The 25,352-nt window shown below is 62.0% G+C and carries 22 protein-coding genes and 1 riboswitch; of the genes, 8 read left to right on the plus strand and 14 right to left on the minus strand.

Going from position 1 to position 25,352, the window contains the following annotated elements; genetic code table 11:
* Positions 1-44 precede the first annotated feature (44 nt).
* Positions 45-626: an NAD(P)H-dependent oxidoreductase gene (locus tag EKL15_RS11420; protein WP_100395893.1), complete on the plus strand. Its 582-nt coding sequence runs from the start codon at positions 45-47 to the stop codon at positions 624-626.
* A 33-nt stretch (positions 627-659) separates the two neighbouring features.
* Positions 660-968, plus strand: a complete 309-nt coding sequence (locus tag EKL15_RS11425) for a putative quinol monooxygenase (RefSeq protein ID WP_033638602.1) — start codon at positions 660-662, stop codon at positions 966-968.
* A gap of 5 nt (positions 969-973) precedes the next feature.
* On the opposite strand, the gene EKL15_RS11430 is transcribed toward EKL15_RS11425, so the two are convergent.
* From EKL15_RS11430 to nudF, 6 genes are all read right to left on the minus strand, one after another.
* A complete protein-coding gene (locus EKL15_RS11430) occupies positions 974-1,888 on the minus strand; it encodes a LysR substrate-binding domain-containing protein (protein ID WP_060424765.1) in 915 nt (304 codons plus the stop codon).
* 83 nt (positions 1,889-1,971) lie between these two features.
* The gene (gene parE / locus EKL15_RS11435) at positions 1,972-3,867 is read right to left on the minus strand and encodes a DNA topoisomerase IV subunit B (RefSeq protein WP_025304305.1); all 1,896 of its coding nucleotides are present in this window, start codon (positions 3,865-3,867) and stop codon (positions 1,972-1,974) included.
* A 46-nt stretch (positions 3,868-3,913) separates the two neighbouring features.
* Complete coding sequence (gene yqiA, locus EKL15_RS11440) at positions 3,914-4,498, minus strand: esterase YqiA (RefSeq protein ID WP_038879469.1); 585 nt, start codon at positions 4,496-4,498, stop codon at positions 3,914-3,916.
* On the minus strand, positions 4,498-5,325 hold the full coding sequence (gene cpdA, locus EKL15_RS11445) for a 3',5'-cyclic-AMP phosphodiesterase (protein ID WP_033636061.1): 828 nt from the start codon (positions 5,323-5,325) through the stop codon (positions 4,498-4,500). Before cpdA ends, yqiA begins: the two co-directional genes overlap by 1 nt.
* Before the next feature lie 27 nt (positions 5,326-5,352).
* Positions 5,353-5,778 (minus strand): DUF1249 family protein, encoded by a 426-nt coding sequence (locus tag EKL15_RS11450; RefSeq protein WP_004937244.1) that lies wholly within the window; start codon positions 5,776-5,778, stop codon positions 5,353-5,355.
* Positions 5,778-6,410 (minus strand): ADP-ribose diphosphatase, encoded by a 633-nt coding sequence (nudF, locus tag EKL15_RS11455; RefSeq protein ID WP_004937242.1) that lies wholly within the window; start codon positions 6,408-6,410, stop codon positions 5,778-5,780. The genes EKL15_RS11450 and nudF overlap by 1 nt, the downstream gene beginning before the upstream one ends.
* A gap of 346 nt (positions 6,411-6,756) precedes the next feature.
* On the opposite strand from nudF, the gene tolC reads away from it, so the two are divergent.
* Both tolC and dhaR read left to right on the plus strand, forming a co-directional pair.
* Positions 6,757-8,271 (plus strand): outer membrane channel protein TolC, encoded by a 1,515-nt coding sequence (gene tolC / locus EKL15_RS11460; RefSeq protein ID WP_070915375.1) that lies wholly within the window; start codon positions 6,757-6,759, stop codon positions 8,269-8,271.
* A gap of 150 nt (positions 8,272-8,421) precedes the next feature.
* The gene (gene dhaR / locus EKL15_RS11465) at positions 8,422-10,371 is read left to right on the plus strand and encodes a dihydroxyacetone kinase operon transcriptional regulator DhaR (protein WP_100395890.1); all 1,950 of its coding nucleotides are present in this window, start codon (positions 8,422-8,424) and stop codon (positions 10,369-10,371) included.
* Here dhaR and dhaM read toward each other — a convergent pair.
* Genes dhaM through EKL15_RS11485 form a run of 4 tightly spaced genes read right to left on the minus strand, consistent with a single transcriptional unit; the run spans position 10,368 to position 14,680 of the window.
* Positions 10,368-11,798 (minus strand): dihydroxyacetone kinase phosphoryl donor subunit DhaM, encoded by a 1,431-nt coding sequence (gene dhaM, locus EKL15_RS11470; protein WP_193158417.1) that lies wholly within the window; start codon positions 11,796-11,798, stop codon positions 10,368-10,370. The two genes, dhaR and dhaM, sit on opposite strands and share 4 nt — an antisense overlap.
* Before the next feature lie 17 nt (positions 11,799-11,815).
* Positions 11,816-12,448, minus strand: coding sequence for a dihydroxyacetone kinase subunit DhaL (dhaL, locus tag EKL15_RS11475; RefSeq protein WP_100395888.1), 633 nt, complete (start codon positions 12,446-12,448; stop codon positions 11,816-11,818).
* Between the two features lie 9 nt (positions 12,449-12,457).
* Entirely contained in the window at positions 12,458-13,528 is a 1,071-nt protein-coding gene (dhaK, locus tag EKL15_RS11480) for a dihydroxyacetone kinase subunit DhaK (RefSeq protein WP_060424756.1), read from the minus strand.
* A gap of 51 nt (positions 13,529-13,579) precedes the next feature.
* Positions 13,580-14,680, minus strand: coding sequence for a glycerol dehydrogenase (locus EKL15_RS11485; protein ID WP_060424753.1), 1,101 nt, complete (start codon positions 14,678-14,680; stop codon positions 13,580-13,582).
* 353 nt (positions 14,681-15,033) lie between these two features.
* Between EKL15_RS11485 and EKL15_RS11490 the strand changes: the two genes are divergently transcribed.
* The gene (locus EKL15_RS11490; RefSeq protein ID WP_100395887.1) at positions 15,034-15,702 is read left to right on the plus strand and encodes a DUF1190 family protein; all 669 of its coding nucleotides are present in this window, start codon (positions 15,034-15,036) and stop codon (positions 15,700-15,702) included.
* Positions 15,703-15,705: 3 nt separating this feature from the next.
* Positions 15,706-16,866, plus strand: a complete 1,161-nt coding sequence (locus EKL15_RS11495) for a glutathionylspermidine synthase family protein (protein ID WP_087763609.1) — start codon at positions 15,706-15,708, stop codon at positions 16,864-16,866.
* 47 nt (positions 16,867-16,913) lie between these two features.
* Here the strand turns inward: EKL15_RS11495 and ygiD are convergent, their stop codons facing one another.
* A complete protein-coding gene (gene ygiD / locus EKL15_RS11500) occupies positions 16,914-17,696 on the minus strand; it encodes a 4,5-DOPA dioxygenase extradiol (protein WP_033636069.1) in 783 nt (260 codons plus the stop codon).
* A gap of 322 nt (positions 17,697-18,018) precedes the next feature.
* Here ygiD and EKL15_RS11505 point away from each other — a divergent pair, with 322 nt between their 5' ends.
* Positions 18,019-19,551: an alkaline phosphatase gene (locus EKL15_RS11505; protein ID WP_100395886.1), complete on the plus strand. Its 1,533-nt coding sequence runs from the start codon at positions 18,019-18,021 to the stop codon at positions 19,549-19,551.
* A 53-nt stretch (positions 19,552-19,604) separates the two neighbouring features.
* Here EKL15_RS11505 and ribB read toward each other — a convergent pair whose 3' ends face one another.
* Positions 19,605-20,258, minus strand: coding sequence for a 3,4-dihydroxy-2-butanone-4-phosphate synthase (gene ribB, locus EKL15_RS11510; RefSeq protein ID WP_033636071.1), 654 nt, complete (start codon positions 20,256-20,258; stop codon positions 19,605-19,607).
* 109 nt (positions 20,259-20,367) lie between these two features.
* A riboswitch (FMN riboswitch) is annotated at positions 20,368-20,528 on the minus strand.
* A 145-nt stretch (positions 20,529-20,673) separates the two neighbouring features.
* Between ribB and EKL15_RS11515 the strand changes: the two genes are divergently transcribed.
* Positions 20,674-20,949, plus strand: coding sequence for an accessory factor UbiK family protein (locus tag EKL15_RS11515; protein WP_004937216.1), 276 nt, complete (start codon positions 20,674-20,676; stop codon positions 20,947-20,949).
* A 52-nt stretch (positions 20,950-21,001) separates the two neighbouring features.
* On the opposite strand, the gene hldE is transcribed toward EKL15_RS11515, so the two are convergent.
* Together hldE and glnE are read right to left on the minus strand one after the other, a co-directional pair.
* Positions 21,002-22,432: a bifunctional D-glycero-beta-D-manno-heptose-7-phosphate kinase/D-glycero-beta-D-manno-heptose 1-phosphate adenylyltransferase HldE gene (gene hldE / locus EKL15_RS11520; protein WP_019453075.1), complete on the minus strand. Its 1,431-nt coding sequence runs from the start codon at positions 22,430-22,432 to the stop codon at positions 21,002-21,004.
* Between the two features lie 77 nt (positions 22,433-22,509).
* The gene (gene glnE, locus EKL15_RS11525; RefSeq protein ID WP_100395885.1) at positions 22,510-25,347 is read right to left on the minus strand and encodes a bifunctional [glutamate--ammonia ligase]-adenylyl-L-tyrosine phosphorylase/[glutamate--ammonia-ligase] adenylyltransferase; all 2,838 of its coding nucleotides are present in this window, start codon (positions 25,345-25,347) and stop codon (positions 22,510-22,512) included.
* Between the last annotated feature and the right edge of the window lie 5 nt (positions 25,348-25,352).

Here is a 25,352-nt window from a genome sequence, read left to right on the forward strand (position 1 = left end):
GCGGAAAACGGCATCTATCTTAACTCTGACGGGAGCCGCAAAAGATGAGCAATATCCTGATTATCAACGCTAAAAAGCAATTCGGCCATTCCAACGGCGAACTCAACCAAACCCTGAGCGACGTGGCGGAAAGCTTCCTGCGCGATCTGCAGCACGATGTGCAGGTCACGGAGGTCGACGACGGCTATGACATCGAGGCCGAGGTGCAGAAATACCTGTGGGCCGATGCGGTCATCTATCAGATGCCGGGTTGGTGGATGGGCGAGCCGTGGATCCTGAAAAAATACATCGACGAAGTGTTCACCGCCGGCCACGGCAGCCTGTACGCCAGCGATGGCCGCACCCGCTCCGACGCCGGCAAGAAGTACGGTTCCGGCGGCCTGATTCAGGGAAAAAAATACCTGCTGAGCCTGACCTGGAACGCCCCGCTCGAGGCTTTCACCGATCCGAACCAGTTCTTCCACGGCGTCGGCGTCGACGGCGTTTACCTGCACTTCCACAAGGCCAACCAGTTCCTGGGGATGGAAGCCTTGCCAACCTTTATCTGCAATGACGTGATAAAACAACCGGATATCGAAACGGACATCGCACGTTATCGCGAGCATCTGGCGGAAATTTTTGCTTAACTGGCAGCGAAGGGCTTAACCAACGAGGTAATGATGATCACCGTAATCGCAGAAATCAAAGTCAAACCCGGCCACCGCGCCACCGTGTTACAAGCCATTGAAAAACTGGTGCCACTGGTGCTGGCGGAAGAAGGCTGCGGCGAATACACGCCGATGGTAGACAGCCACACCCAGGCCCCCTGGCAGAAACTGTCGCCGGACTCGGTGTTTATGCTGGAAAAATGGCAAAGCCAGGCGCATCTGGAAAAACACCTGCAGATCGACCATATGCTCAAGCACCGCGAGACCATCAAGGACTACGTGCTGGGCACCGAGATCTACGTGCTGGAAAACGCACTGTAATCCCCTCAGAGGCCCTCTGCGGCCTCTGGCGGTTCTCCCTCAAGGCGGGCGCTGACGTAGTCGAGAAAACAGGTGAGGCGCGCCGCCAGCTGGGCGTCGTGGTAATACACCGCGTGGATCGGTTGACGCACGTCCAGCGTCTCCCGCACCAGCAGCGGCACCAGCCTGCCCGCTTCCCGATCGCGTCGCGTCATAAAGTCCGCCAGCTGGACAATGCCCGCCCCACGCAGCGCCAACTCGCGCAGCGTCTCCCCGCTGGAGGCCGAGATCGTCGGTTCGATGGCGAAATGCCGCGCCTGCCGGTGGCGTAGCGGCCACTGGTTCAGCGACTCCGGATAGGTGAATCCCAACAGGCAATGGCGGTGCAGATCTTCCACGCCGCGCGGTTCGCCATGCCGTTGCAGGTAATCCGGGCTGGCGAGAATGCGCAACCGGCTGTTGCCCAGCAGGCGCGCGTGCAGCGTAGAGTCGCGCAGCGCGCCGATGCGGATCGCGATGTCGGCGCGTTTCTCCAGCAGGTCGATATTGCGATCGTCGGTGTCCAGCTCCAGCTCAATCTGCGGATAACGGCGGCGGAACTCCGCCACCATCGGCACCAGCACGTGCGCCATGAAAGGGGCGGCGGCGTTGACCCGCAGCCGACCGGCGGGCAGCCGGCGCCGCAGCGCCATGAGTTCTTCGGCCTGATCTACCGAACGCAGGATTTCTCGCGCAGGCGCCAGGAAGCTCTGCCCTTCTTCGGTCAGGCTCAGGCGACGCGTGGTGCGGCGCAAGAGCGTAGCGTCGAGCTTCGTTTCCAGACGGCTGAGTGCGCGGCTGACGCCGGAGGTGGTTTGGCCGAGCCGATCGGCGGCGGCGGTGACCGAACCGCTGTCGACCACCGCCGTGAACGCCAGCAGCTCTTCGAGGGTGATCTTCACGCGGTTCGCCCCAGGTTGACGGGCGCCGCATGCAACGCCCTGCGGGAAAGCAGGCCCGGCGTTTCACCGGGCCAGGGTCAGGCTCAGACCGCCAGTTCGGCCATGTCGCCCTTGTCTTGCAGCCAGTTGCGGCGATCTTCCGAACGCTTCTTGGCCAACAGCATGTCCATCACCGCCAGCGTCTGATCGACGTCATCCTCTGCCACCGTCAGTTGCACCAGACGGCGAGTGTTCGGATCGAGGGTGGTTTCGCGCAGCTGCAGCGGGTTCATCTCGCCCAGCCCTTTAAAGCGCTGTACGTTCGGCTTGCCCTTCTTGCGCTTCAGCTGTTCCAGCACGCCGGCTTTCTCTTCTTCATCCAGCGCGTAGAACACCTCTTTACCGAGATCGATACGGTACAGCGGCGGCATGGCGACATAGACATGGCCGCCTTTCACCAGCGAACGGAAGTGGCGCACGAACAGCGCGCACAGCAGCGTGGCGATGTGCAGGCCGTCGGAGTCCGCATCCGCCAGGATGCAGATTTTGCCGTAGCGCAGCTGGCTGAGATCTTCGCTGTCCGGATCGATGCCGATCGCCACGGAAATGTCGTGCACTTCCTGCGAGGCGAGCACTTCGTCCGAGGAGACTTCCCAAGTATTCAGGATCTTGCCCTTGAGCGGCATGATCGCCTGATATTCACGATCCCGCGCCTGCTTGGCCGATCCGCCCGCCGAGTCCCCTTCCACCAGGAACAGTTCGGTCATGGCCAGATCCTGCGAGGTGCAGTCCGCCAGCTTGCCCGGCAGCGCCGGCCCGCTGGTCAGCTTCTTGCGCACCACTTTCTTGGCGGCGCGCAGACGGCGCTGGGCGCTGGAGATCGCCAGCTCGGCCAGCTGTTCCGCCGCCTGAACGTTCTGGTTCAGCCACAGGCTGAAGGCGTCTTTCACCACGCCGGAAACGAAGGCCGCGCACTGGCGCGACGAGAGACGCTCTTTAGTCTGCCCGGCGAACTGCGGATCCTGCATCTTCACCGACAGCACGTAGGCGCAGCGATCCCAGATATCCTCCGCCGACAGCTTCACGCCGCGCGGCAGAATATTGCGGAATTCGCAGAACTCGCGCATCGCGTCCAGCAGCCCCTGACGCAGGCCGTTGACGTGGGTGCCGCCCTGCATGGTCGGGATCAGGTTGACGTAGCTTTCGGTCAGCAGCTCGCCGCCTTCCGGCAGCCACAGCAGCGCCCAGTCCACCGCTTCGGTATCACCGGCGAAATTGCCGACGAACGGCGCTTCCGGCAGGGTAATCAGGCCGTTGACCGCTTCCATCAGGTAGTCGGTCAGACCGTCCTGGTAGCACCAGCGCTGTTCGGTGTTGTTCACCTTGTCGATGAAATAGATCTCGACGCCGGGGCACAGCACCGCTTTGGCTTTCAGCAGGTGAGTCAGGCGCGATACCGAGAAGCGCGGGCTGTCGAAGAACTGTTCGTCCGGCCAGAAGTGCACGCTGGTGCCGGTATTGCGTTTGCCGCAGGTGCCGGTCACCGTCAGATCTTGCACCTTGTCGCCGTTTTCGAAGGCGATGCCGTAGACGTTGCCGTCGCGGCGCACATTGACTTCCACCCGTTTCGACAGGGCGTTGACCACCGAGATGCCAACGCCGTGCAGGCCGCCGGAGAACTGGTAGTTTTTATTCGAGAATTTACCGCCGGCGTGCAGCCGGCACAGGATCAACTCAACCGCCGGCACGCCCTCTTCCGGGTGGATGTCCACCGGCATGCCGCGGCCGTCGTCGATCACTTCCAGCGACTGATCGGCGTGCAAAATCACGTCGATACGCTTGGCGTGACCAGCCAACGCTTCGTCGACGCTGTTATCGATCACCTCTTGGCCGAGGTGGTTTGGGCGCGTCGTGTCGGTATACATGCCGGGACGACGGCGCACTGGTTCTAGACCGCTGAGTACTTCAATGGCATCAGCGTTATAGCTGGATTGAGTCATCGTTGATTATTTTTTCGTGGTTAAAGGGAGGTGCCGGAACGGTCCGTCAGACCGCGTTTAGCCCTAAAAAATCCACAATCTGGGGGAAGTAGTGCTCGAAACCGACGAAGGCGTGGTTTCCACCCGACTCCACCGTTTGCCGACACGCGGTGTAATACGCCACTGCCTGGCCGTAATCGAGAATTTCATCGCCCGTTTGCTGCAGCAGCCAGATTAAATCCGGCGACTCCAAGGGATCGATCTGCATCACTTTCAGATCGTAAACGTGACGAGACTCTAACACATATTGCTGGCCGGTGTAGGGGTTCTCGTTGGCGCCGAGATAGTCGACCAGCAGCTCAAACGGCTTGACCGCCGGGTTGACCACCACCGCCGGCAGCGAAAAACACTGCGACAGCCAGGTGGCGTAATAGCCGCCGAGCGAAGAGCCGACCAACCCGAGCGTTTGGCCGGCGCGCTCCAGCACCAGATTCTCCAGCATCTCGGCGGCCTCCGCCGGAAAAGCCGGCAGCTGCGGCACCAGCATCTGGATATCGGGATGGTGCTCAGCCAGCCAGGCCTTGAAGGCCACCGCCTTGGCCGACTGCGGCGAGCTGTTGAAACCGTGCAGGTAGAGCAGTGTCGAAGGCATCAGTATCCATCCGAGTCCATATCGGGGCGGAAATCGTCGTTTTCCAGGCGGAACACCTGCGTCTCGACGCGGCCATCCGGCAACAGATCGAGGTAGCGCCAGCCGGGGGAGACGTCGTCGATGGTGAAGTTCGTGCAGTGCGGCTTGAATTGCACGCAGGTCGAGGGCGTCGCCAACAGGCGCCGGCCCTGCCATTCCAGATCCAGATCCTGGTGAATGTGCCCGCACACTACGGTATTCACTTTCGGATAACGCAGCAGGATCGCACCCAGCATATGCGGGTTGCGCAGGCTGTGCTGATCGAGCCAGGTACAGCCGGAAGGCAGCGGATGATGGTGCAGCAGCAACAGCGTATAGCGCTCGGGGTGAGCCTGCAGGCAGCGCTCCATCCATTCGAGCTGGTATTCGCTCAATTCGCCGTGCGGTACGCCGAACACCTGGCTATCCAACATCAGCACTTGCCAGCTGTCGCCCAGCAGCACCTGTTTGGAAGGCGCAATGCCGGCGGCGGCCAACGCGTCGACCATCGCCGGTTGAAAATCGTGGTTACCCGGCAGCCACACGCAGGGGGCCGGCAGTTGCGCGATGCCGGCGGCGAAGTGGCGGTACGCCTCCTGCGAATGATCCTGCGCCAAATCTCCCGTGGCGACGATCAAGTCGACATCGCGGCGCTGCGCCTGGATGGCGTCCAGCACCGCGTGATAGCTGCGATAGGTATTGATGCCGAGCAACGTCTCGTGTTCGCCGGCAAAAAGGTGGGTATCTGTTATTTGTAGAATCCTGACCGCGGCCCCACTCGCCACGGGCAGTTTAAACAGGCTTTCCAAATGGTGTCCTTTGTTATTTCAGTCTGTCTAACAAACCGGAACCGCCATCGCTCCATGCGCCAAACAGTAGCGCAGCCAATCAGCAAGAAACTGGTTAATTTGATGCTTTTCGTCGCGTTGATGCAACTTTTTATTAGGATAATCATAACGCGCTTTAAAGCGGTAGATCTGCTGACTGGAACACACTTCCGCAACCATGGCGTCATGGTACAGCCGCACCGTCATCGCGGGCAGGCTCCAGTAGCTGACCGCCGGAAAGATCTGCTCGATCTCCACCAGCGACGTGTAACGCGTGGACTCAACGATGGTCAAACGATAGCCGGCGCCGTTCACCTGATAAGTCACCGTTTCGCCCGCTTCGTCGTTGCGCGGCAACAAGCGGCGCAATTGCGCGAAGTTGGTTTCGCACAATCTCATCATTTCGGGGAAATCAGGGGTATAGCGCTGTTTCATTAGTTGGCCCACTCTTTTCTCAACGATTCATGGTGCAACGCCAGCCATTGCAATGCAATCACTGATGCGGCGTTATCGATCGCGCCCTCCTCCACCCAGCGGTAAGCCTGCTCGCGGCTGACCACGTGGACGCGGATATCCTCATGTTCTTCCGCCAGGCCATGGATGCCTTCGGCGGTGCCAGCGTCTACCTCGCCGACCATGATCGACAGACGTTCGCTGGTGCCCCCCGGGCTGGCCAGATAGCTCAGCACCGGCTTGCAGCGCCCGACCACCACGCCGGCCTCTTCCTGCGCTTCGCGGCGGCACACGTCTTCGACGCTTTCGCCGGTTTCGATCATACCCGCCACCATTTCCAGCAGCCAGGGCGAATTACTGGTATCGACCGCGGCGATGCGCAGTTGTTCAATCAGTACCACTTCGTCGCGCACCGGATCGTAGGGCAGCAGCACCGCCGCATGGCCGCGCTCGAAAATTTCACGCGTGATTTCAGGACTCATTTCACCATTGAACAAGCGATGGCGAAACCGGTATAAATTGAGTGAAAAAAAACCACGATACAGCGTCTCGCGTGCAATAATTTCTACATCTTTTTTATCGAAAGTGACGGGTGACGGCTGCGAACGGTTCATGTGCGAATTCTCCTGCGTAGTATGCCGATAAAATAAACGGTTTTGATGACAGAAACAGTGGGACTCTCCGCCGCGGCTTTATGTTAGGCTGTTTTTCGCCGCCGGATGCGGCACGTTTGTGCGCTCGCATGTAATAGTGGGAAACAATCCGGATTGTCAGCCATAATATCAGCTGCAGCCGACCCGGGCAGTTTGCCAAGGTAAATGGGCGGTCTGAAAGGTAAAAGTTACGCGAGATGGCACATTCAGCCACCTGATGCGTACCGCAGACTCTGCTAGAATCGGCAACTATTTCGTCTATCGTCAGCGCTAACATAGCAATATTGCTGCACAACAAGGAATGCAAATGAAGAAACTGCTCCCCCTTCTTATCGGACTGAGCCTGGGCGGCTTCAGTGCAATGAGCCAGGCAGAGAACCTGCTGCAGGTCTACAAACAGGCCAGGGAAAGTAACCCGGATCTGCGCAAAAGTGCTGCTGACCGCGACGCCGCATTCGAAAAGATCAATGAAGCGCGCAGCCCGCTGCTGCCGCAGCTCGGCCTGAGCGCCGGTTACAACTACAACAACGGCTATCGCGACAGCAACGGCGTCAACAGCAATGTCACCAGCGCTTCGCTCGGCCTGACGCAAACCATCTTCGACATGTCGAAATGGCGTGCGCTGACGCTGCAGGAAAAGACCGCCGGCATCTCCGACGTGACCTTCCAGACCGCGGAACAGCAGCTGATCCTCAACACCGCCACCGCCTATTTCAACGTGCTGAGCGCCATTGACACGCTCTCTTATACCCAGGCGAACAAACAAGCGGTTTACCGCACGCTGGATCAAACCACCCAACGCTTCAACGTAGGCCTGGTGGCGATCACCGACGTGCAGAACGCCCGTTCCGCCTACGATACCGTGCTGGCGGCCGAAGTCACCGCCCGCAACAACCTGGACAACGCGCTGGAATCGCTGCGCCAGATCACCGGCACCTTCTATCCTGAGCTGGCCTCGCTGAATACCGATCGCTTCAATACCCAGCGCCCGGAAGCGGTAAACAACCTGCTGAAAGAAGCGGAAGCGCGCAACCTGAGCCTGCTGTCTGCCCGTCTGAGCCAGGACCTGGCGCGCGAGCAGATCCGTTCTGCGCAGACCGGTTACATGCCAACGGTCAACCTGAATGCGTCGACCGGGATCACCAATACCCGTTACAACGGTTCCGCGACTCACGACACGCTGAGCTCCAGCCGTTACAGCAATTCTGATGCCGGCCAAAACCAGGTTGGCGTTTCGATCAGCCTGCCGCTGTACAGCGGCGGCGCAACCAACTCGCAGGTGGAACAGGCGCAGTACGGCTTCGTCGGCGCCAGCGAGCAGCTGGAAAGCGCCCACCGCGGCGTAGTGCAGACCGTGCGTTCGTCGTTCAACAACGTCAACGCCTCGATCAGCAGCATCAACGCCTACAAACAGGCAGTGATCTCCGCGCAGAGCTCGTTGGATGCGATGGAAGCCGGTTATCAGGTCGGTACCCGCACCATCGTCGACGTACTGAACGCCACCAGTACCCTGTATAACGCCAAGCAGCAGCTTTCCAGCGCGCGTTATACCTACCTGATCAACCAGCTGAACATCAAGTCGGCGCTCGGCACGCTGAACCAGAACGATCTGCTAACGCTGAACGGCGCACTGGGCAAACCGGTGTCGACCGCGCCTGACGCCGTCGCGCCGCAGAACCGCTCTCAGGACGCCTACGCGGACGGCTACCAGGACAACGCGCCGATGCAACAGGTCGCCGCGCCGGCACCAAGCGCCACACGCGCTGCGGCACCGGCCGTCAGCCAACCGGCACGCAACAGCGGCAACCCATTCCGCAACTGATGCGCGCGCGTTGATAAACACGGGGTCCGGCCTGCGCCGCGCCCCGTTTTTTTTGCCCCGATTTCCCCACTTCTGCCCGCCGCCTCACAGCCGTCGCTGCCTCAGGTGGTATCATCGTCACTCTCGTTTTCGCAGTCTGGATGAGGTTCGATGGACAACGATTCACGCTGGCAGCGCTTGATTAACGACGGCGAACTGCCGCCGCCGCTGCGCCCGGCACAGGCTGTTTACGCCTCCTGGCTACGCTGCCGCAGCCTGATGCAGCCCGACGTTTGGCAGGCACCGCACCGCGCTCAGGGCGCCACCTTCGAATCGATTTGCCGCCGCAAGAACGACCTGCTGACGCTCGGCCAGGCGGCGCTGGAAGACGCCTGCGAATACATGGAGCCGCGTCGTTGCCTGTTGATGATCCTCGACGAGAGCGGCTGCATGCTGTGGCGCTGCGGCGACGCCAAAACCTGGGAGCTGTTGCAGCCATTGGGGTTCGCCCCCGGCGCTTACTGGGCCGAGGGGCAGATCGGCACCAACGCCCCGGCGCTGGCGGCGGCGGAAGGCCACCCGCTGCGGGTGAGCGGCGAAGAGCACGTGCGCCGGGCGCTGCACGGCTGGTCGTTCTGCGCCACGCCGGTCTACGACAACAGCGGCCGCCAACGCGGCTCGATCGCGCTGGGCTGCCTGTTGGCCGACTGCGCCGCCGGCGATCTGTCGCTGACGCTGGCCATCGCCCGCGAAATCGGCAATTCGCTGAACGCCGACGGCCTGCTGGCGGAATCCAACCGCCATCTGAATCAGCTTTACGGCCTGCTGGACGGCGTGGACGACGGCGTTATGGCCTGGGATCACCGTGGCTACCTGCAATACATCAACCAGCGCGCCGCCGGCTTGCTGAAGCTGGACGAGCAGCAGAGCCAGGGCAAACCGCTGGCGCAGCTGCTGACGCTGCCCGCCCTGCTCAAGCGCGCCATCGCCGACCGGCAGCCGCTGCAACACGTCGAAGTCACCTTCGAAAGCCAGCGGCAGTTTATCGCCGCCTTGCTGACGCTCAAGCCGATTTTCGACGGCGAACGCTGCAGTTTCATCGCCCTGCTGCACCCGCTCGAGCGGCTGCGCCAGTACGTCAGCAGCCAGCTGGGGCGAGTCAGCCACAGCTTTGAGCAGATGCCCTCCGCCTCGCTGGAGATGCGGCGGCTGATCCGTTACGGGCAGCAGGCGGCCAAGGGCCAGCATCCAATCCTGCTGCGCGGAGAGGAAGGGGTCGGCAAAGAGCGTCTCAGCCAGGCTATCCACAACGCCGGCGAACGCGCCGCCGGGCCGTATATCGCCCTCAACTGCCAGCTGCTACCGCAGGCACAGGGGTTGCGTGAGCTGCTGGGCAGCGACGCCAGCGAAGAAGAGGCCGGCCAGCTGAGCAAATTCGAATTGGCTAACGGCGGCACGCTGTATCTCGAACAGATCGAATACCTGCCGGCGGAGATGCAGTCGGCGTTGCTGCAGGTGCTGAAAACCGGCGTGGTGATCCGCCTCAATTCCAGCCGGGTGATCCCGGTCGATGTGCGGGTGATCGCCGGCAGCGCCGCCGATCTGCCGCTGCTGGTGCAGCAAAACCGCTTCCGCCGCCAGCTGTTTTACAGCCTGCAAGCCTTCGAGATCCAGATCCCGCCGCTGCGCCAGCGGCTGAGCGATATTCCGCTGCTGGTCAAACACCATCTGCGCGCGCTGGAGCAACACTTTCAGTGTCGCTTTCGGGTGGATGACGAAGTGATGGCCCAGCTGGCGTTCTACCTGTGGCCCGGCAACGATTTGGAACTGAAAGGAGTGGTGGAGCGCGCGGCGATGATCTGCCACGGCCACCACATCCAGTTGGCAGATTTGCCGGCGCACCTGCTCGGCCAGCCGTCGCTGCTGGAGAGCGATCCGCAGCCCGGCGCGCCGCTGTTGACGCTGACGGACATGGAGCGCCAGGCGATCCTCCGCGCGGCGACCGTCAGCCGAGGTCAGCTGACAGAGATGGCGCAACTGCTGGGCATCGGCCGCACCACCCTGTGGCGGAAGATCAAACAGCACGGGATCGATATCCGCCAGTTCAAGCTGCGCGCCTAGTGGCTGAGCTGCAACACCCCGCGCGCGGCGTCCAGCATCGCCTTCTGCCCGCTGCGGGTTTTGCTCAGGCAATCCTGCATGCCGACCACCATCGGAATGCCCATCGCCTTCGCCAGAATGGCGCTGTGCGACAGGGCATTGCCACCGCTGAGGCAGATGCCGAGCACCAGCCGCCTGTCGAGCATCACCACCTCCGAAGGCATCAGCTCGTCCATCACCAGTATCGACGGCTCTGCCAGCGCGATGGCCGGCAGCGGCAGCCCCTGCAGATGGCACAGCGTGCGGCGCAGCATGTCGCGCACGTCCAGTTCACGCGCCCGCATGTAGTCGTCATCCAGTTCGCGGTACTCTTCGGCGATCGCTTCCAGCACCTGCCGCCAGGCCTGTTCGGCGCAGCACAGCTGTTGCGCAATGCGGGTGTAAGCCGCCTGCTGCAGATCCGGATCGTCCAACAGCATGCTGTGGGCGCCGAAGATCGCCGCCTGCGGCTTGCCGATCAGCGTACCGGTACGTTCCGCCAGCCGGTTCAGATCGCTCAGAGTGTGCTGCAGCGCCTCCCGCAGGCGTTGCTGTTCGCCCAACACCTCGTCCGCGCCGATCCGTCGATCGACGGTTGGCGGCCGGAAGCTGGGGGCCTGGAACACCGGCCCGCTGGTGACGCTTTCCGCCACCGGGATACCGTGCAGCGAAGGCTGCTGCCGCTCGGAAACCGTCTCGCCGAAATGTTGCTCCGCCAGCGCTTTGAACGCCGCCAGCGCTTCGTCCGCCTGCGCGCCGTCGGCGATCAGGCGAATGGTGTCGCCGTGGCGCACCTGCAGCAGCGCCAGCTGATTGAGGCTGCGCGGATCGACGCACTGCCCCTGCTTTTCCAGCACCAGCTCGGCCTTGAACGGCGCCAGCGCCTCTACCAGCCGCGCCGCCGGGCGCGCATGCAGCCCATGCGGGTTTTGCACCGTCCAGGTTGCGCTTTTGCCCTGCGCCAGCGGCAAAGCCGCGCTTTTCGCCGTAGATGTGGCCTCGCCCAGCTGCGCCTGTTTAGCCTGCAGCGCACCCTGCGCCTCCGCCACTACCTGCTCCAGCGAGGCGCCGGAGTTGGCGGCGACCACCGCCGCCAGCGTGCCTTCGACCAGCGGCGCCGCACACAGCCGCACTTTGGCGGCCAGGTCCGGATCCAGCAAATCGAGCGCGGTTTCCGCGCTGAGCAGCGCGCTGCCCAGGTCCATCAGCACCAGAACGCCGTCGCCGTCGGCAACCGCTTCGATCGCCTCCATCACTTTGACCGCGTCGGTGCCGATCGGGTGCTGCTCGTCATCCACGCCCGCCGCCAGCGCCAGCTTGCAGCCATCGCCGCGCATCATCTGCCGCGCCAACTGCTCAACGCCGCGCGCCAGCAACGCGCTGTGCGAAACCACCACGATATTAATCATCTCGCCTCCTGCTACAGCTAACTACCGGCGACCTCGGCCAGCGTTTTCATCATCAGCATCACCGAAGTGGCGCCGGGATCCTGGTGGCCGATGCTGCGCTCGCCCAGGTAACTGGCCCGCCCCTTGCGCGCCTGCATGGTAATGGTGCTCTCCACCGCCCGCTCGGCGCTGTCGGCGGCGCGCTGCAGCGCCTCCGACACGCTCAGGTTCTGCTGCGCGGACTGACCGAGGCTTTCCACCACCGGCCACCAGACGTCGCACATGGTTTTGTCGCCCGGCTCCGCTTTACCGCGCATCACCACGCCTTCCACCCCCTCCTGCATCATCTGCTGCAACTCCACCAAATCCAGGCTTTGCTTGGCGTTCGCCGCCTGCGCCGCGCGGATGAAGAAGGTGCCGAACAGCGGGCCGCTGGCGCCGCCCACGCTCGACAGCAGCGTCATGCCGGTGTTTTTCAGAATGAAGCCGATATCTTTGTCCGCCACCGACGGCAGTTTTTCTACCACCTTGTTAAAACCGCGATTCATGTTCAAACCGTGGTCGGCATCGCCGATCTCGGTGTCCAACCGGGTCAGAAAATCGCGCTCCCGGTTGAACACCTCGCCGCAACGCATCAGCCAATCGACAACCTGTTGTTTGGTCAACGCCATGATTCCTCCTCAGCAACCCCAACGCAGCGCAGGCGTTTTCACCGGCGCATCCCACAAGGACAACAGCTCGTCGTCCACGTTCAACAGCGTGATGGACACGCCCTGCATATCGAGCGAGGTGCAATAAGAGCCCACCAGGTTGCGTTCGATAATGATGCCAGCCTCGGCGCAGCGTTCCGCCAATCGATGGTACACGCCATACAGCTCGGACAGCGGCGTGGCGCCCAGGTTGTTGACCAGCGCGATCGCCCGATCGCCGCGCGTCAGCGGCTGCTTGGTTTGCATCTCGTCGCGCCACTCGCCCTGCTGACGATCCCAGACGCGGATCGTGCGCTGATAGTGGCCGTGGTCGATCAGCGTATGGAACATGTCGTCCACCGCCGCGTTGAGCGTGGTGAACGGGCGGCGCGCAATGCCCGGCTCGCCGTGAATGCCGACGCCGAACTCCATTTCGTTCTCCGCCAGGGTGAACGACGGCTTGCCGGCGGCCGGCACGGTGCAAGCCCCCAGCGCGATGCCGATCGAATGCCCGTGGTTATTGATGCGATGCCCCAGCGTCACCACGCTGTCCAGATCGTCGCCGCGCGCCGCGGCGGCGCCCAGCAACTTCTCCATCAGCACGGTGTTGGCTACCCCACGCCGCCCGGCGGTAAACAGACTGTCTTTGACCGCCACGTCATCATCCACCAGCACCGTCGCCACCGCGACGCCGCTGTCGTGCAGCAGCTCGGTGGCGGTTTCGAAGTTGAGCACGTCGCCGGTGTAGTTCTTGATCAGCAGCAACACCCCGGCGCCGCCGTCGATCGCCTGGCCGCACTCGTACATTTTATCCGGCGTCGGCGAGGTAAAAATCTCGCCCGGACAGGCGCCGTCGAGCATCCCTTCGCCGACGAAACCGCAGTGCATCGGCTCATGGCCGCTGCCGCCGCCGGACAGGATCGCCACCTTGCCCGCCACCGGCGCGTCGGCGCGGGTCACGAACACCGGATCCGCGTGCACCAACAGCTCGGGATGGGCCTCCGCCAGCCCCTGCAACTGCTCTTCCAACACCGACTCGACCTGATTAATCAGTTTTTTCACGATGGTTTCCTCTGTAAGAACAGGGGCGCGGCGCATCGCGCCCCAAGGGTATCAATGACGCTGCAGCCAGGCGGCGCCCAGCCTATCCGCCGTCAGGATCGCCGCCTGCACGCCCGCTGGGGTGACCTTGAACGGCATGTTGTGAATGGTTTCGCCGGCGGCGCAGCTGGCCTCGGCCACCGCCATGATCTTCGCCGTCGCATCGCCGGTGACGCCCATCTGCGCCAGCGTGATCGGCAGGCCGATGCCATGGCAAAACGCCAGCACGGTTTCAATCTGCGCCATGGGGCTGTTCTGCAGCACCAGCTGTGCCAAGGTGCCGAACGCCACTTTCTCGCCGTGATACAGGTGGTGGCACTCCTCGAGCACGGTAAAACCGTTGTGAATGGCATGCGCCGCCGCCAGCCCGCTGCTCTCGAAGCCGATGCCGCTCAGATAGGTATTGGCCTCAATGATGCGCTCCACCGCTTCCGTCACCACGCCGGCCTCGACCGCCAGTTTGGCTTTTACCCCTTCCGCCAGCAGCGTGTCATAACACAGCCGCGCCAGGCTGAGCGCCGCCAGCGTCGATTTGCCGCCGGCCATGCTGGTGGCCTGGGCGTCGAAACAGGCCTGGGCTTCGAAATAGGTAGAGAGCGCGTCGCCCATGCCAGCTACCAGCAGGCGCACCGGCGCTTTGGCGATGATGGCGCTGTCCATCACCACCATGTCCGGGTTGCGCGGATAAATCAGGTATTCGGCGAATTCGCCCTGTTCAGTGTAGAGGACCGACAGCGCGCTGGTCGGCGCATCGGTGGAGGCGATGGTGGGAATAAGCACCACCGGCAGCTGTTGGTAGTGCGCCACGGCCTTGGCGGTGTCGAGCGTCTTGCCGCCGCCGACGCCGATCACGCCGCGGCAGCCGTGAGCCTGCAGCTCATGGCCGAGCCGGTCTATCTCTTTGCGGCAGCATTCGCCGTTGAAGCGGGCCGCGTGATGTTTCACGCCGTGCTGCTGCAGGCTGCCCATCAGGGTGTCGCCCGCCAGCTGCATCACGAAGTCGTCTGCGATCACCAGGTAGTGATCGGCGAGGGATTTGGCATATTCGCCGACGGCGGCCAGCGCATTGGCGCCCTGAATATATTTGCCTGGTGACTGGATGATTCTCAACATAACCGGATCCTTGTAGGGAGTTGGCGATGGTAACGTTCAGATATCAGGTGATGACGCGCCGACTTCGCCGCCGGCTTGTTGTTGTGCTTCGACTATGAGCGCCCGCCGCCCGCCTGGCGAGCCTCGCGATTTTTGTTCCATTATGGAACATCATCATAGCGACAACGTTTCATGATGAAACACCAACGCGCGTTTATTCGCCGCGAAAGCGAACTGGCGCACACCCCAACGTATAACTGCGTAAAGAGTCGATTCTGCGGGCGTTTCAGCTTTAATTTTGACCATGTTTCCCCTATCCTTAGCGCCACTACTGGGAAAGGGCGAAAACAGCCCGCATGATGGGATTGATAACGATGAAACGGACAAAAAACATCAACCAAGAGACGTTCCGCAAATCCTGGCGCAGCTACCGTGTCGCGCCCGTGGCTTTGGCGATCAGCGCTGTCTTTATGCTGGCCGGCTGCGAGAAGAGCGATGAAACGGTCTCCCTGTATCAGAATGCCGATGACTGTTCGCGCGCCAATCCTTCGATGAGCGAGCAGTGCACCACCGCCTACAACAGCGCCCTGAAAGAAGCGGCGAAAACCGCACCGAAATATGCTACCCGCGAAGACTGCGTCGCCGAGTTCGGCGAAGCGCAGTGCACCCAGGCGCCGGCTCCGGCGCAGGCCGGCATGGCGGCGGAATCGCAAAGCAGCGGCAGCTTCTGGATGCCGCTGATGGCGGGCTACATGATGGGTCGCCTGATGGGCGGCTCCGGTTTCGCGCAGCAGCCACTGTTCACCTCCAAGAACGCCGCCAGCCCGGCGAACGGCAAGTTTGTCGACGCCAGCGGCAAGAGCTACGGCCCGGCCACCGCCGGCGGCCGCACCATGACGGTGCCGAAAACCGCCATGGCGCCGAAGCCTGCGGTCACCAACACCGTGACCCGCGGCGGCTTCGGCGAGACCGTGGCCAAGCAGACCAGCATGCAGCGCAGCAGCGCCGCCTCCAACTCCGGCTCTCGCAGCATGGGCGGTTGATGCATGAAACGTATTGCTATTACCGAGCGCCCGGACTGGCGTGAAAAAGCGACCGAGTTCGGGTTCCGTTTCCACACCATGTACGGCGAGCCCTACTGGTGTGAAGACGCCTATTACCAGTTCACGCTGGCGCAGATTGAAGAGATCGAAAGCGCCACCGCCGAGCTGCACCAGATGTGCCTGCAGGTGGTGGAAAAAGTGGTCGGCAGCGACGAGCTGATGGCCAAGTTCTGCATCCCGAAACACACCTGGGAGTTCGTGCGCAGCTCCTGGCGCACCCACCAGCCGTCGCTGTACTCGCGTCTCGATCTGGCCTACGACGGCGTCAACCCGCCGAAGCTGCTGGAAAACAACGCCGATACGCCAACCTCGCTGTATGAGGCGGCCTTCTTCCAGTGGCTGTGGCTGGAAGACCAGATCAACGCCGGCAAGCTGGATCCGGAGTCGGATCAGTACAACAGCCTGCAGGAGAAGCTGATCGAGCGTTTCGCCGAGCTGAAAGCACATCACGGCTTCGGCCTGTTGCACCTGGCCTGCTGCCAGGACAGCGAAGAAGATCGCGGCACGGTGCAATATCTGCAGGACTGCGCGCAGGAAGCCGGTCTGCCGACCGAGTTCCTGTTCATGGAAGAGATTGGCCTCGGCGAGAAAGGCCAGTTTACCGATCTGCAGGATCAGGTGATCGGCAACCTGTTCAAGCTCTACCCGTGGGAATTCATGCTGCGCGAGATGTTCTCCACCAAGCTCGAAGACGCCGGCGTGCGCTGGCTGGAGCCGGCCTGGAAGAGCATCATCTCCAACAAGGCGCTGCTGCCGCTGCTGTGGGAAATGTTCCCGAACCACCCGAATCTGTTGCCGGCTTATTTCGCGCAAGACGATCATCCGCCGATGGATCATTACGTCACCAAACCGCTGTTCTCACGCGAAGGCGCCAATATCCAGATCGTCGAAAACGGTCAGGAAGTGGCGCGCGTCGATGGGCCATACGGCGAAGAGGGCATGATCGTGCAGCAGTTCCATCCGCTGCCGAAGTTCGAAGACAGCTACACGTTGATCGGCAGCTGGCTGGTGAACGATCAACCTTGCGGCATCGGTCTGCGCGAAGATCGCGAACTGATCACGCAGGATCTGTCGCGCTTCTACCCGCACACCATTCTCGGCTGATCGCCCCGCCGAAGACAAAAACGCCAGTCTCTGACTGGCGTTTTTCTTTACCCCACCTGCACCGACAGCATGCTCAGCGCCCCCATTTCGATACCGTCGATCGGCACGCTGATGGCCTCTTTTCCATCCCAACCGCCAAGCACGTACAGCAACGGCAGATAGTGTTCCGGCGTCGGATTCGACAGCGCCGCCCCCTCATGGCGCATGAAATCCACCAGCGGATGGTTATCACCCCGATAACGCAGGTTATCGCGGACAAAGTTATTGAACGATTCCGCCCACGGGTAGGCGCTGGTATCGCCCTGCCATTTCACCATGCGCAGGTTGTGCACCACGTTGCCGCTGGCGACAATCATCACCCCCTCATCGCGCAGCGCAGCAAGTTTGCGGCCCAGTTCATAGTGATAGGCCGCCGGCTGCGTGCCGTCGACGCTGAGCTGCACCACCGGGATGTCGGCATTGGGATACATCTTGATCAAGACGCCCCAGGTGCCGTGATCCAGCCCCCACTCGCCCAGATCGGCCGTTACCGGCACCGGCGCCAGCATTTGCTGCAGCTGCGCAGCCAGCGCGGGAGAGCCCGGCGCCGGATAACGGGTATCGAACAGCGCCTGCGGGAACCCGCCGAAGTCGTGAATGGTTTTGGGTTTTTCCATCGCGGTAACCGCAGTGCCGCGGGTATACCAATGTGCGGAAACCGCCACGATCGCCTTCGGGCGCGGCAATGACTCACCCAACGCACGCCATGCCCGGGTGTAACGATTGTCTTCCAGCACGTTCATCGGGCTACCGTGGCCAAGAAATAGTGCAGGCATACGAGAGGTGTTCATAGGGAGATCCTTAGTTCAAATTGTGCTATGCCGCTACATTACGCGCTTTGCCGCACCAACACAGCCGGATAACCGTGATGAAGATATTCAATAAATTTGAATTAAAAACGGAGGAATGCGCCGGCAGACAGAAAGATAAAAAATTTATATATTTCAATAGATTAATAACAAACATGAATGTCATGGCATTACTGCCACACAGATCTAATTTGTGAACAATTTATGTATTTTTTGTTAACGCAATCTATACACTCCTCCTCTGCCGACGGGAGCAGGCAACCCCGCCGAGCGATGGGAATTACGTCTCACCAAGGAGGAATTCATGTTCAGACTCACCCTGGCAACCCGCCTGGCACTTTCCATGTCCTTATTCGCCGGCTGGACGGCAACCGCCGGCACAGCGGACAACGCGCAGCTGACGCAGCGCGAAGACCCTTACTTCCTTCAGGCGCAAGCTCAGCTGCAACAGCGGCTGAAACAGACGCCAAACACCAACCGCGCCAAAAGCGTCATTCTGGTGGTCGGCGACGGCATGGGGTTTTCCACCGTGACCGCCGCCCGCATTTTTGAAGGGCAGCAGCGCGGCGTGGACGGCGAATCCAACGTGCTGGCCTGGGAGGCCTTCCCCTATCTGGCGGCGGCCAAAACCTACTCCGCCGACGCCCAAATCACCGACTCCGCGCCCAGCGCAGTGGCAATGACTACCGGCGTCAAAACCATCAACGATCTGATGGGCCTCAACCATACGGCGACCCTCAACAATTGCGAGGACCAGCAAACCAAGGCCGTCACCACGCTGTGGGAGATGGCCGCAACGCTCGGCATGTCCACCGGTGCCGTGACGACCGCGACCATCACCCACGCCACGCCGGGCGCGACCTATGCCCATATCGCCAACCGCGATTGGGAGTCCGACGCAAAAATGCCGGCAGCGGCCCTGGCCGCAGGCTGCCGCGACATCGCGCGCCAACTGGTGGAAATGAAGTACGGCAACGGCCTCAACGTGGCAATGGGTGGCGGGCGCGCCAACTTCCTGCCCGACAGCGTGAGCGACCCGGAATACCCCGGCAAAACAGGCGCCAGAAAGGATGGCCGCGATCTGACGCAGGCCTGGCTACAACGCTATGGCGAGCGAGGGCAATACGTATGGAATCAGGCGCAGTTCGACAAAATCGAGCCGGGTAAGGTCGACCACCTGTTGGCCCTGTTTGAGCCGTCGCACATGAACTTCGAGCACGATCGGCGGCAAGACGCGGCGGGAGAACCTTCGCTGGCGGAAATGACCGGCAAGGCCATCGATATTCTGGCCAAGAATCCCGAGGGCTACCTGCTGTTGGTGGAGGGGGGACGCATCGATCACGGCAGCCATAGCGGTAACGCCTACCGCACGCTGAGCGACGCGGTCGCCCTGAACGAAGCGGTGAAAACCATCGTCAATAAAGTCGATCTGAACGACACGCTGGTGGTGGTGACCGGCGATCACAGCCACACACTCACCATCGCCGGCTATGCCAAGCGGGGTAATCCTATCCTCGGTATTTCCGTGGGGGTCAACGGCAAACCGCTGCTGGGCAGCGACGGCAAGACTTACACCACCGTCGGCTTCGCCAATGGCCCCGGCGGCACGATCCCACTGGCCGAACGCCCGGCATTGACCATGGAGCAGGCCACCGCGCCCGACTTTATTCAGCCGGCGCTGGTCCCGCTGAAAAGCGAGACCCACGGAGGGGAAGATCTCGGCATCTACGCCATCGGCCCCTGGGCCCATCTGTTCCAGGGCACGGTGGAGGAGAACTACACCTTCCACGTGATGAATTACGCCAGCCGCATCGGCGAACGCCTGTCAAAACGGTAGCCACAAAAAAAGCCGCGTTACGCGGCTTTTTTATCGTTGAAAGCGGCCGGCTATCAGCTGGCTTTTTTCTCGTGCGCCTGGCGGTAGGCCACCAGATCTTCGATGGTCAGCACCACCATGTCGTGCTGTTTGGCGAAGGCGATCACTTCCGGCGCGTGCGCCATGCTGCCATCGTCATTGGTCAGTTCACACAGCACGCCGGCAGGTTTGAAACCGGCCATGGAAACCAGATCGATGGTCGCTTCGGTGTGGCCGCGACGGCTCAGCACGCCGCCCGGCTGCGCGCGCAGCGGGAACACGTGGCCCGGACGGTTCAGGTCGCTCGGCTTGGCGCTGTCTGCCACCGCCGCACGGATGGTGGTCAGGCGATCGGAAGCGGAAACCCCGGTGGTCACGCCCTGCGCCGCTTCAATGGTCACGGTGAAGGCGGTCTGGAATTGGCTGGAGTTGTTGGTCACCATCATCGGCAGCTCAAGCTGCTGACGGCGTTCTTCGGTGATGCACAGGCACACGATACCGCTGCCGTGGCGAATGGTCAGCGCCATCTGCTCAACGGTCATGGTTTCCGCGGCGAAGATCATGTCACCTTCGTTTTCACGGTTTTCATCATCGAGCACCATTACGCCGCGCCCGTTGCGCAGTGCGTCAATCGCGCGTTCAACGCGTTCTGTCGGCGTGCCGAAGTCTGAAAGTAGCGTCTGATTCATGGTAAAAAACCTCATTAAAAATTATGGATTACCAGAACCAGGGCGATCTTGAGGAGTAGCTAGCAATAGCTAAAAAAATAACGCAAGCGGGCGCAAGCCCGGCAGATACCGTTACTCTCTCCCATCCGGACTATAACCGTCGGCCCCGGAATTACACCGGATCTGCTGACCTCTAACCGGCCCTGACAGGCTGGCTGAGCGCTCGCGGGCTTTCACCGTAGAAGGTGATTTACCGCCGGTGGGGACTTTCACCCCGCCCTGAGAATAAGCAGGATGACTATAACGCTAATGGGTAGGCAGGGCAATTGGCAAAAGCACAATTCGGCCACGCACGGCGAATGCGCTTAATGGTTTATCCGGCGGGCAACTCGCATTACACTAAGCGGCAGCTATTAAACTCTGAAAGGGATACGCCATGATTGACCCGAAAAAAATCGAACAAATCGCACGCCAGGTTCATGAGTCCATGCCTAAAGGCGTTCGTGAATTCGGGGAAGACGTTGAGAAAAAAATCCGTCAGGTCCTGCAGTCGCAGCTGACCCGCCTGGATTTGGTTAACCGCGAAGAGTTCGACGTACAGACTCAGGTGCTGTTGCGCACCCGCGAGAAGCTGGCGCTGTTGGAACAGCGCATGGCCGAGCTGGAAAGCAAACTGAGCGCGGCACCGGCCGCCAAGCAGGAAGACGAATAAATTCCCGCCAAGGGCGCGCACCGCGCGCCCTTGTTCTTTAGGTCGCCCGGCGTTAGCCGCGCCCGTCTTTGATCGCTTTGATGATGTTGGTGGTCGACAGCCCGTCTTCAAAGTTCAGCACTTTGACATCGCCGCCGTTGGCCCACACTTCCGCACTGCCGGCAATCTCTTCCGGTTTGTAATCACCGCCTTTCACCAGCAGATCCGGCAGAATGTCGGCGATCAAGCGCTGCGGCGTATCCTCTTCGAACGGCACTACCCAATCCACCGCTTCCAGCGCGCCCAGCACGATCATGCGGTTCTCCAGCGCGTTGACCGGGCGTGTTTCCCCTTTCAGGCGCTTGGTCGAGGCGTCGCTGTTCACCGCCACGATCAGGCGATCGCCCAGCTTGCGGGCGTTGGCCAGATAAGAGACGTGGCCGGCATGCAGAATGTCAAAGATGCCGTTGGTCATCACCACTTTCTCGCCGCGCTGGCGCGCCTGCGCCACGGCGTGTTTCAACTGCGCTTCGGTCATCACGCCAAAGCCGGTTTCGGCCCGGCCGCGCACCGCGTTTTCCAGCTCGATGGGCGACACGGTGGAAGTACCGAGCTTGCCCACCACCACGCCGGCGGCGGCGTTGGCCAGGAAACAGGACTCTTCCAGCGAATTGCCGGCGGCCAGCGAGGCGGCCAGCACGCCGATCACGGTGTCGCCGGCGCCGGTCACATCAAACACTTCCTGCGCCTGGGTCGGCAGATGCAGCGGCTCAACGCCCGGCTGCAGCAGCGTCATGCCGTGTTCGGAACGGGTGACCAACAGCGCCGACAGCTCGAAATCCGCCACCAGCTTCATGCCGCGTTCCACCAGTTCCGCCTCATCCTTGCAGTGGCCCACCACCGCTTCGAACTCGGACAGGTTCGGCGTCAGCAGCGTCGCGCCGCGATAGCGCTCGAAGTCAGAGCCTTTCGGATCGATCAGCACCGGCACCTTAGCGGCGCGCGCCAGTTGGATCATCCCCTGCACTTGGCTGAGCGCGCCCTTGGCGTAATCGGACAGCACCAGCGCGCCAATCTGCGGCAGCGCCTGCTGAATGCGCTCCAGCATCGGCTGCGGATCGACGTTGGAGAAGCCTTCTTCGAAGTCGAGACGGATCAGCTGCTGGTTGCGCGACAGCACGCGCAGCTTGGTGATGGTTGGATGGGTCGGCACCGAGACGAAGTCGCAGCGCACGTTGACTTCATTCAGCTTGGCGCTCAGCGCCCGCGCCGCATCGTCGATGCCGGTCAAGCCCACCAGACGGGAAGTGGCACCCAGCGAAGCGATGTTCATCGCCACGTTAGCCGCGCCGCCGGGACGCTCTTCGATGGTATCGACCTTGACCACCGGCACCGGGGCTTCCGGTGAAATGCGGCTGGTCGGCCCGTACCAATAGCGATCCAACATGACGTCACCGACCACCAGCACACCGGCGCGGCGAAAATCAGGCAGCGTAACTTTCATCCGATAACTCCAAAAAAGTACAAAATTTTAGTGGCGCAGATATTACCACAGACCGCCGGAATACCCGCAAAAAGGTATTAATCCAGCCATTTGGCCCAGCTGGCGCGCACCTGCTCGCGCTCGGCGGCGAACAGCCCGCTGCCGACCTTGCCGGAATGCTCCTGCAGCGCCAGATGGTGGATCTCGTCGCGCATGGTGACATAGGCCTGGGTCAGCGCGCGCGCCTCCTCTTCCGGCATGATGTCGTAATTGGCCATCAGCTCGAAGATGCGCACGTTGTCCGACCAACGCGTCAGCCGCGGTTCACCCGGCGCATAGCGTAAGACCAGATATTGGGCGATAAATTCGATGTCGGTAATGCCGCCCTCATCGGTTTTGATATCAAACAGATCGCGCTGCTTGTTGCCGAGATGGTTGCGCATCTTTTCGCGCATCTCGCGCACTTCGCGCTTCAGGATCTCCGCATCACGCGTTTTGCACAGGATCTCGCGCCGGATCGCATCGAACTGCTGATGCAGCGCCGGGTCGCCATGCACGATGCGCGCGCGCACCAGGGCCTGATGTTCCCAGGTCCAGGCTTCGTTTTGCTGGTAATCGGCGAACGCCTCGACGGTGCTGACCAGCATCCCCGCAGCGCCGGAAGGCCGCAGGCGCGCGTCCACCTCATACAGAATGCCGGAGGAGGTGCGGGTGCTGAACAGATGCATCACCCGCTGCGCCAGCCGCAGGTAGAACTGACGGCCGTCGATGCAGCGATCGCCGTCGGTCATCACCTCCGGCGGGCAATCCAGCAGGAATACCAGATCGAGATCGGAACTGTAACCCAGCTCCCAGCCGCCCAGCTTGCCGTAGCCGATCACCGCAAAGCCGCGCCCTTCGCGCTCCTGCAGATGGGTCGGTTGGCCGTAGCGCGCCACCATGTCGCTCCAGGCCTGCTGCACCACCGCGTCGATGATCGCCTCCGCCAGATAAGTCAGGTGGTCGCTCACTTTCATCACCGGCAGCGCGCCGGCGATATCCGCCGCGGCGATGCGCAGCTGCTGCGCCTGCTTGAACTGGCGCAGCGCCTCCAGCTTTTGCTCTTCGTCGTCTTCCGGCACCCGCAGCAGGTACTGGCGCAGCTCGCTGCGGTAGGCGTCCAGCGCCACCGGCTGATACAGCGTGGCCGGATCCAGCAGTTCGTCCAGCAACAGCGGGTAGCGCGACAGCTGGTTGGCAACCATCGGCGACGCGGCGCACAGGCGGATCAGATGGCTGAGCGCCGCGTGATACTCCACCAGCAGCTCGAGGTAGGTGGTGCGGGTGACGATGCTGAGCAGCAGCTGCGCCAGCCGCACCAGCGCGGTCGGCGCATCCTGGCGCGGGCACACCTCAGCCAGCAGACGCGGCATCAGCTGATCGAGCACGTCGCGGCCACGCGGGCCGATGGTGCGTTTGTCGACGTCGTGGCGGAAATCGGCGATGGTGCGCAGCATCTGTCGGCGCCTCTCTTCGTCCAGGTGCGGCGTCAGCGGCGCCAGCTCGTTTTCCTCCAGCGCGTCCTGCCACAGGCTGTGGTAGTGCTGATAGTCGGGATCTTCGCCGACATCCGGGCTATCGTCGCCGATCAGGTCATCGAACACCGCCCGCACCGCCTGCATGTGCAACTCCAGCGTCGCCATCAGCGCCGGCCAATCCGCCAGCCCCATGCCGTAGGCCAGCCGCGCCTGATCGAGCGCATCCTGCGGCAGCGTCTGGGTTTGCTGATCGCCGATCGCCTGCAGCAGATTCTCCAGCCGCCGCAGGAACAGGTAGGCGGCGCTCAGCGCCCGCACCTGCTCGGCCTCCAGCAGCCCCAGTTCACCCACCGCCTGCAGCGTCGGCAGCAGCGAACGCCCCTGCAGCGCCGGCTCGCGGCCGCCGCGGATCAGCTGGAATACCTGGGTGATGAATTCGATTTCGCGAATGCCGCCGGCACCCAGCTTGATGTTGTCCTTCAGGCCGCGACGCCGCACTTCACGGGCGATCATGCCCTTCATGTTGCGCAGCGACTGGATGACGCTGAAATCGATATAGCGGCGGAACACGAACGGCCGCAGCGTTTTGCGCAGCTCCTGGCTGTAGGCGTCTTCCGCGCCGCCCATCAGGCGCGCCTTCACCATCGCATAGCGCTCCCAGTCGCGCCCCTGCTCCTGATAGTAATCTTCCAGCGCCGCAAAGCTCATCACCAATGGGCCGCTGTCGCCGAACGGCCGCAGCCGCATGTCGACGCGATAGACGAAGCCGTCAATGGTCTGCTGATCCAGCGCCTTGATCAGCCGCTGGCCGAGGCGGGTGAAGAACTGGGCATTGTCCAGCTCGCGCCGCCCGCCCTGAGTCTGGCCGTTTTCCGGGTAGGCGAAGATCAGATCGATATCCGACGAGAAATTCAGCTCGCCGCCGCCCAGCTTGCCCATGCCGAGGATCAGCAGCGGCTGCGGTTCACCGGCGCCGTTGCACGGCGTGCCCCACTCGCGGCAGCAGGTTTGGTACAGCCAGTCGCGCGCGCTGACGATCAGCGTTTCCGCCAATCCGCTCAGCTGTAGCAACGTTTCTTCGGTCGAACACAGCCCCTGAGCCTGCGCCCAGGCGATGCGCACCAGCGTTTCACGGCGAAACAGACGCAGCGTGCGCATCAGCTGCGCCTCATCGCGCACCTCTTCCAGCTCGTCCTGCAGCCAGGCGGCATAGTGTTGCCACTCGCCGGGCGCCGGGGGTTGTTTGCGCAGCGTCGCCAGCCAGGCCGGCTGGGCAAGCAGCGCGTCGCTGACGAAGTCGCTCGACGCCAGCACCCACTGCTCCTGTTCGCTAAAGGCGCTGTCCGCGCCGTGAACTTCCTGAAAACGCTGCACAACCTGCTGTGCCTGAGCCTGTAACGCGGCTGAAAGTGGCGACATAGTGT

The sequence above is a fragment of the Serratia sp. 4542 genome (assembly GCF_016805595.1).
Lineage (GTDB): Bacteria > Pseudomonadota > Gammaproteobacteria > Enterobacterales > Enterobacteriaceae > Serratia > Serratia nevei.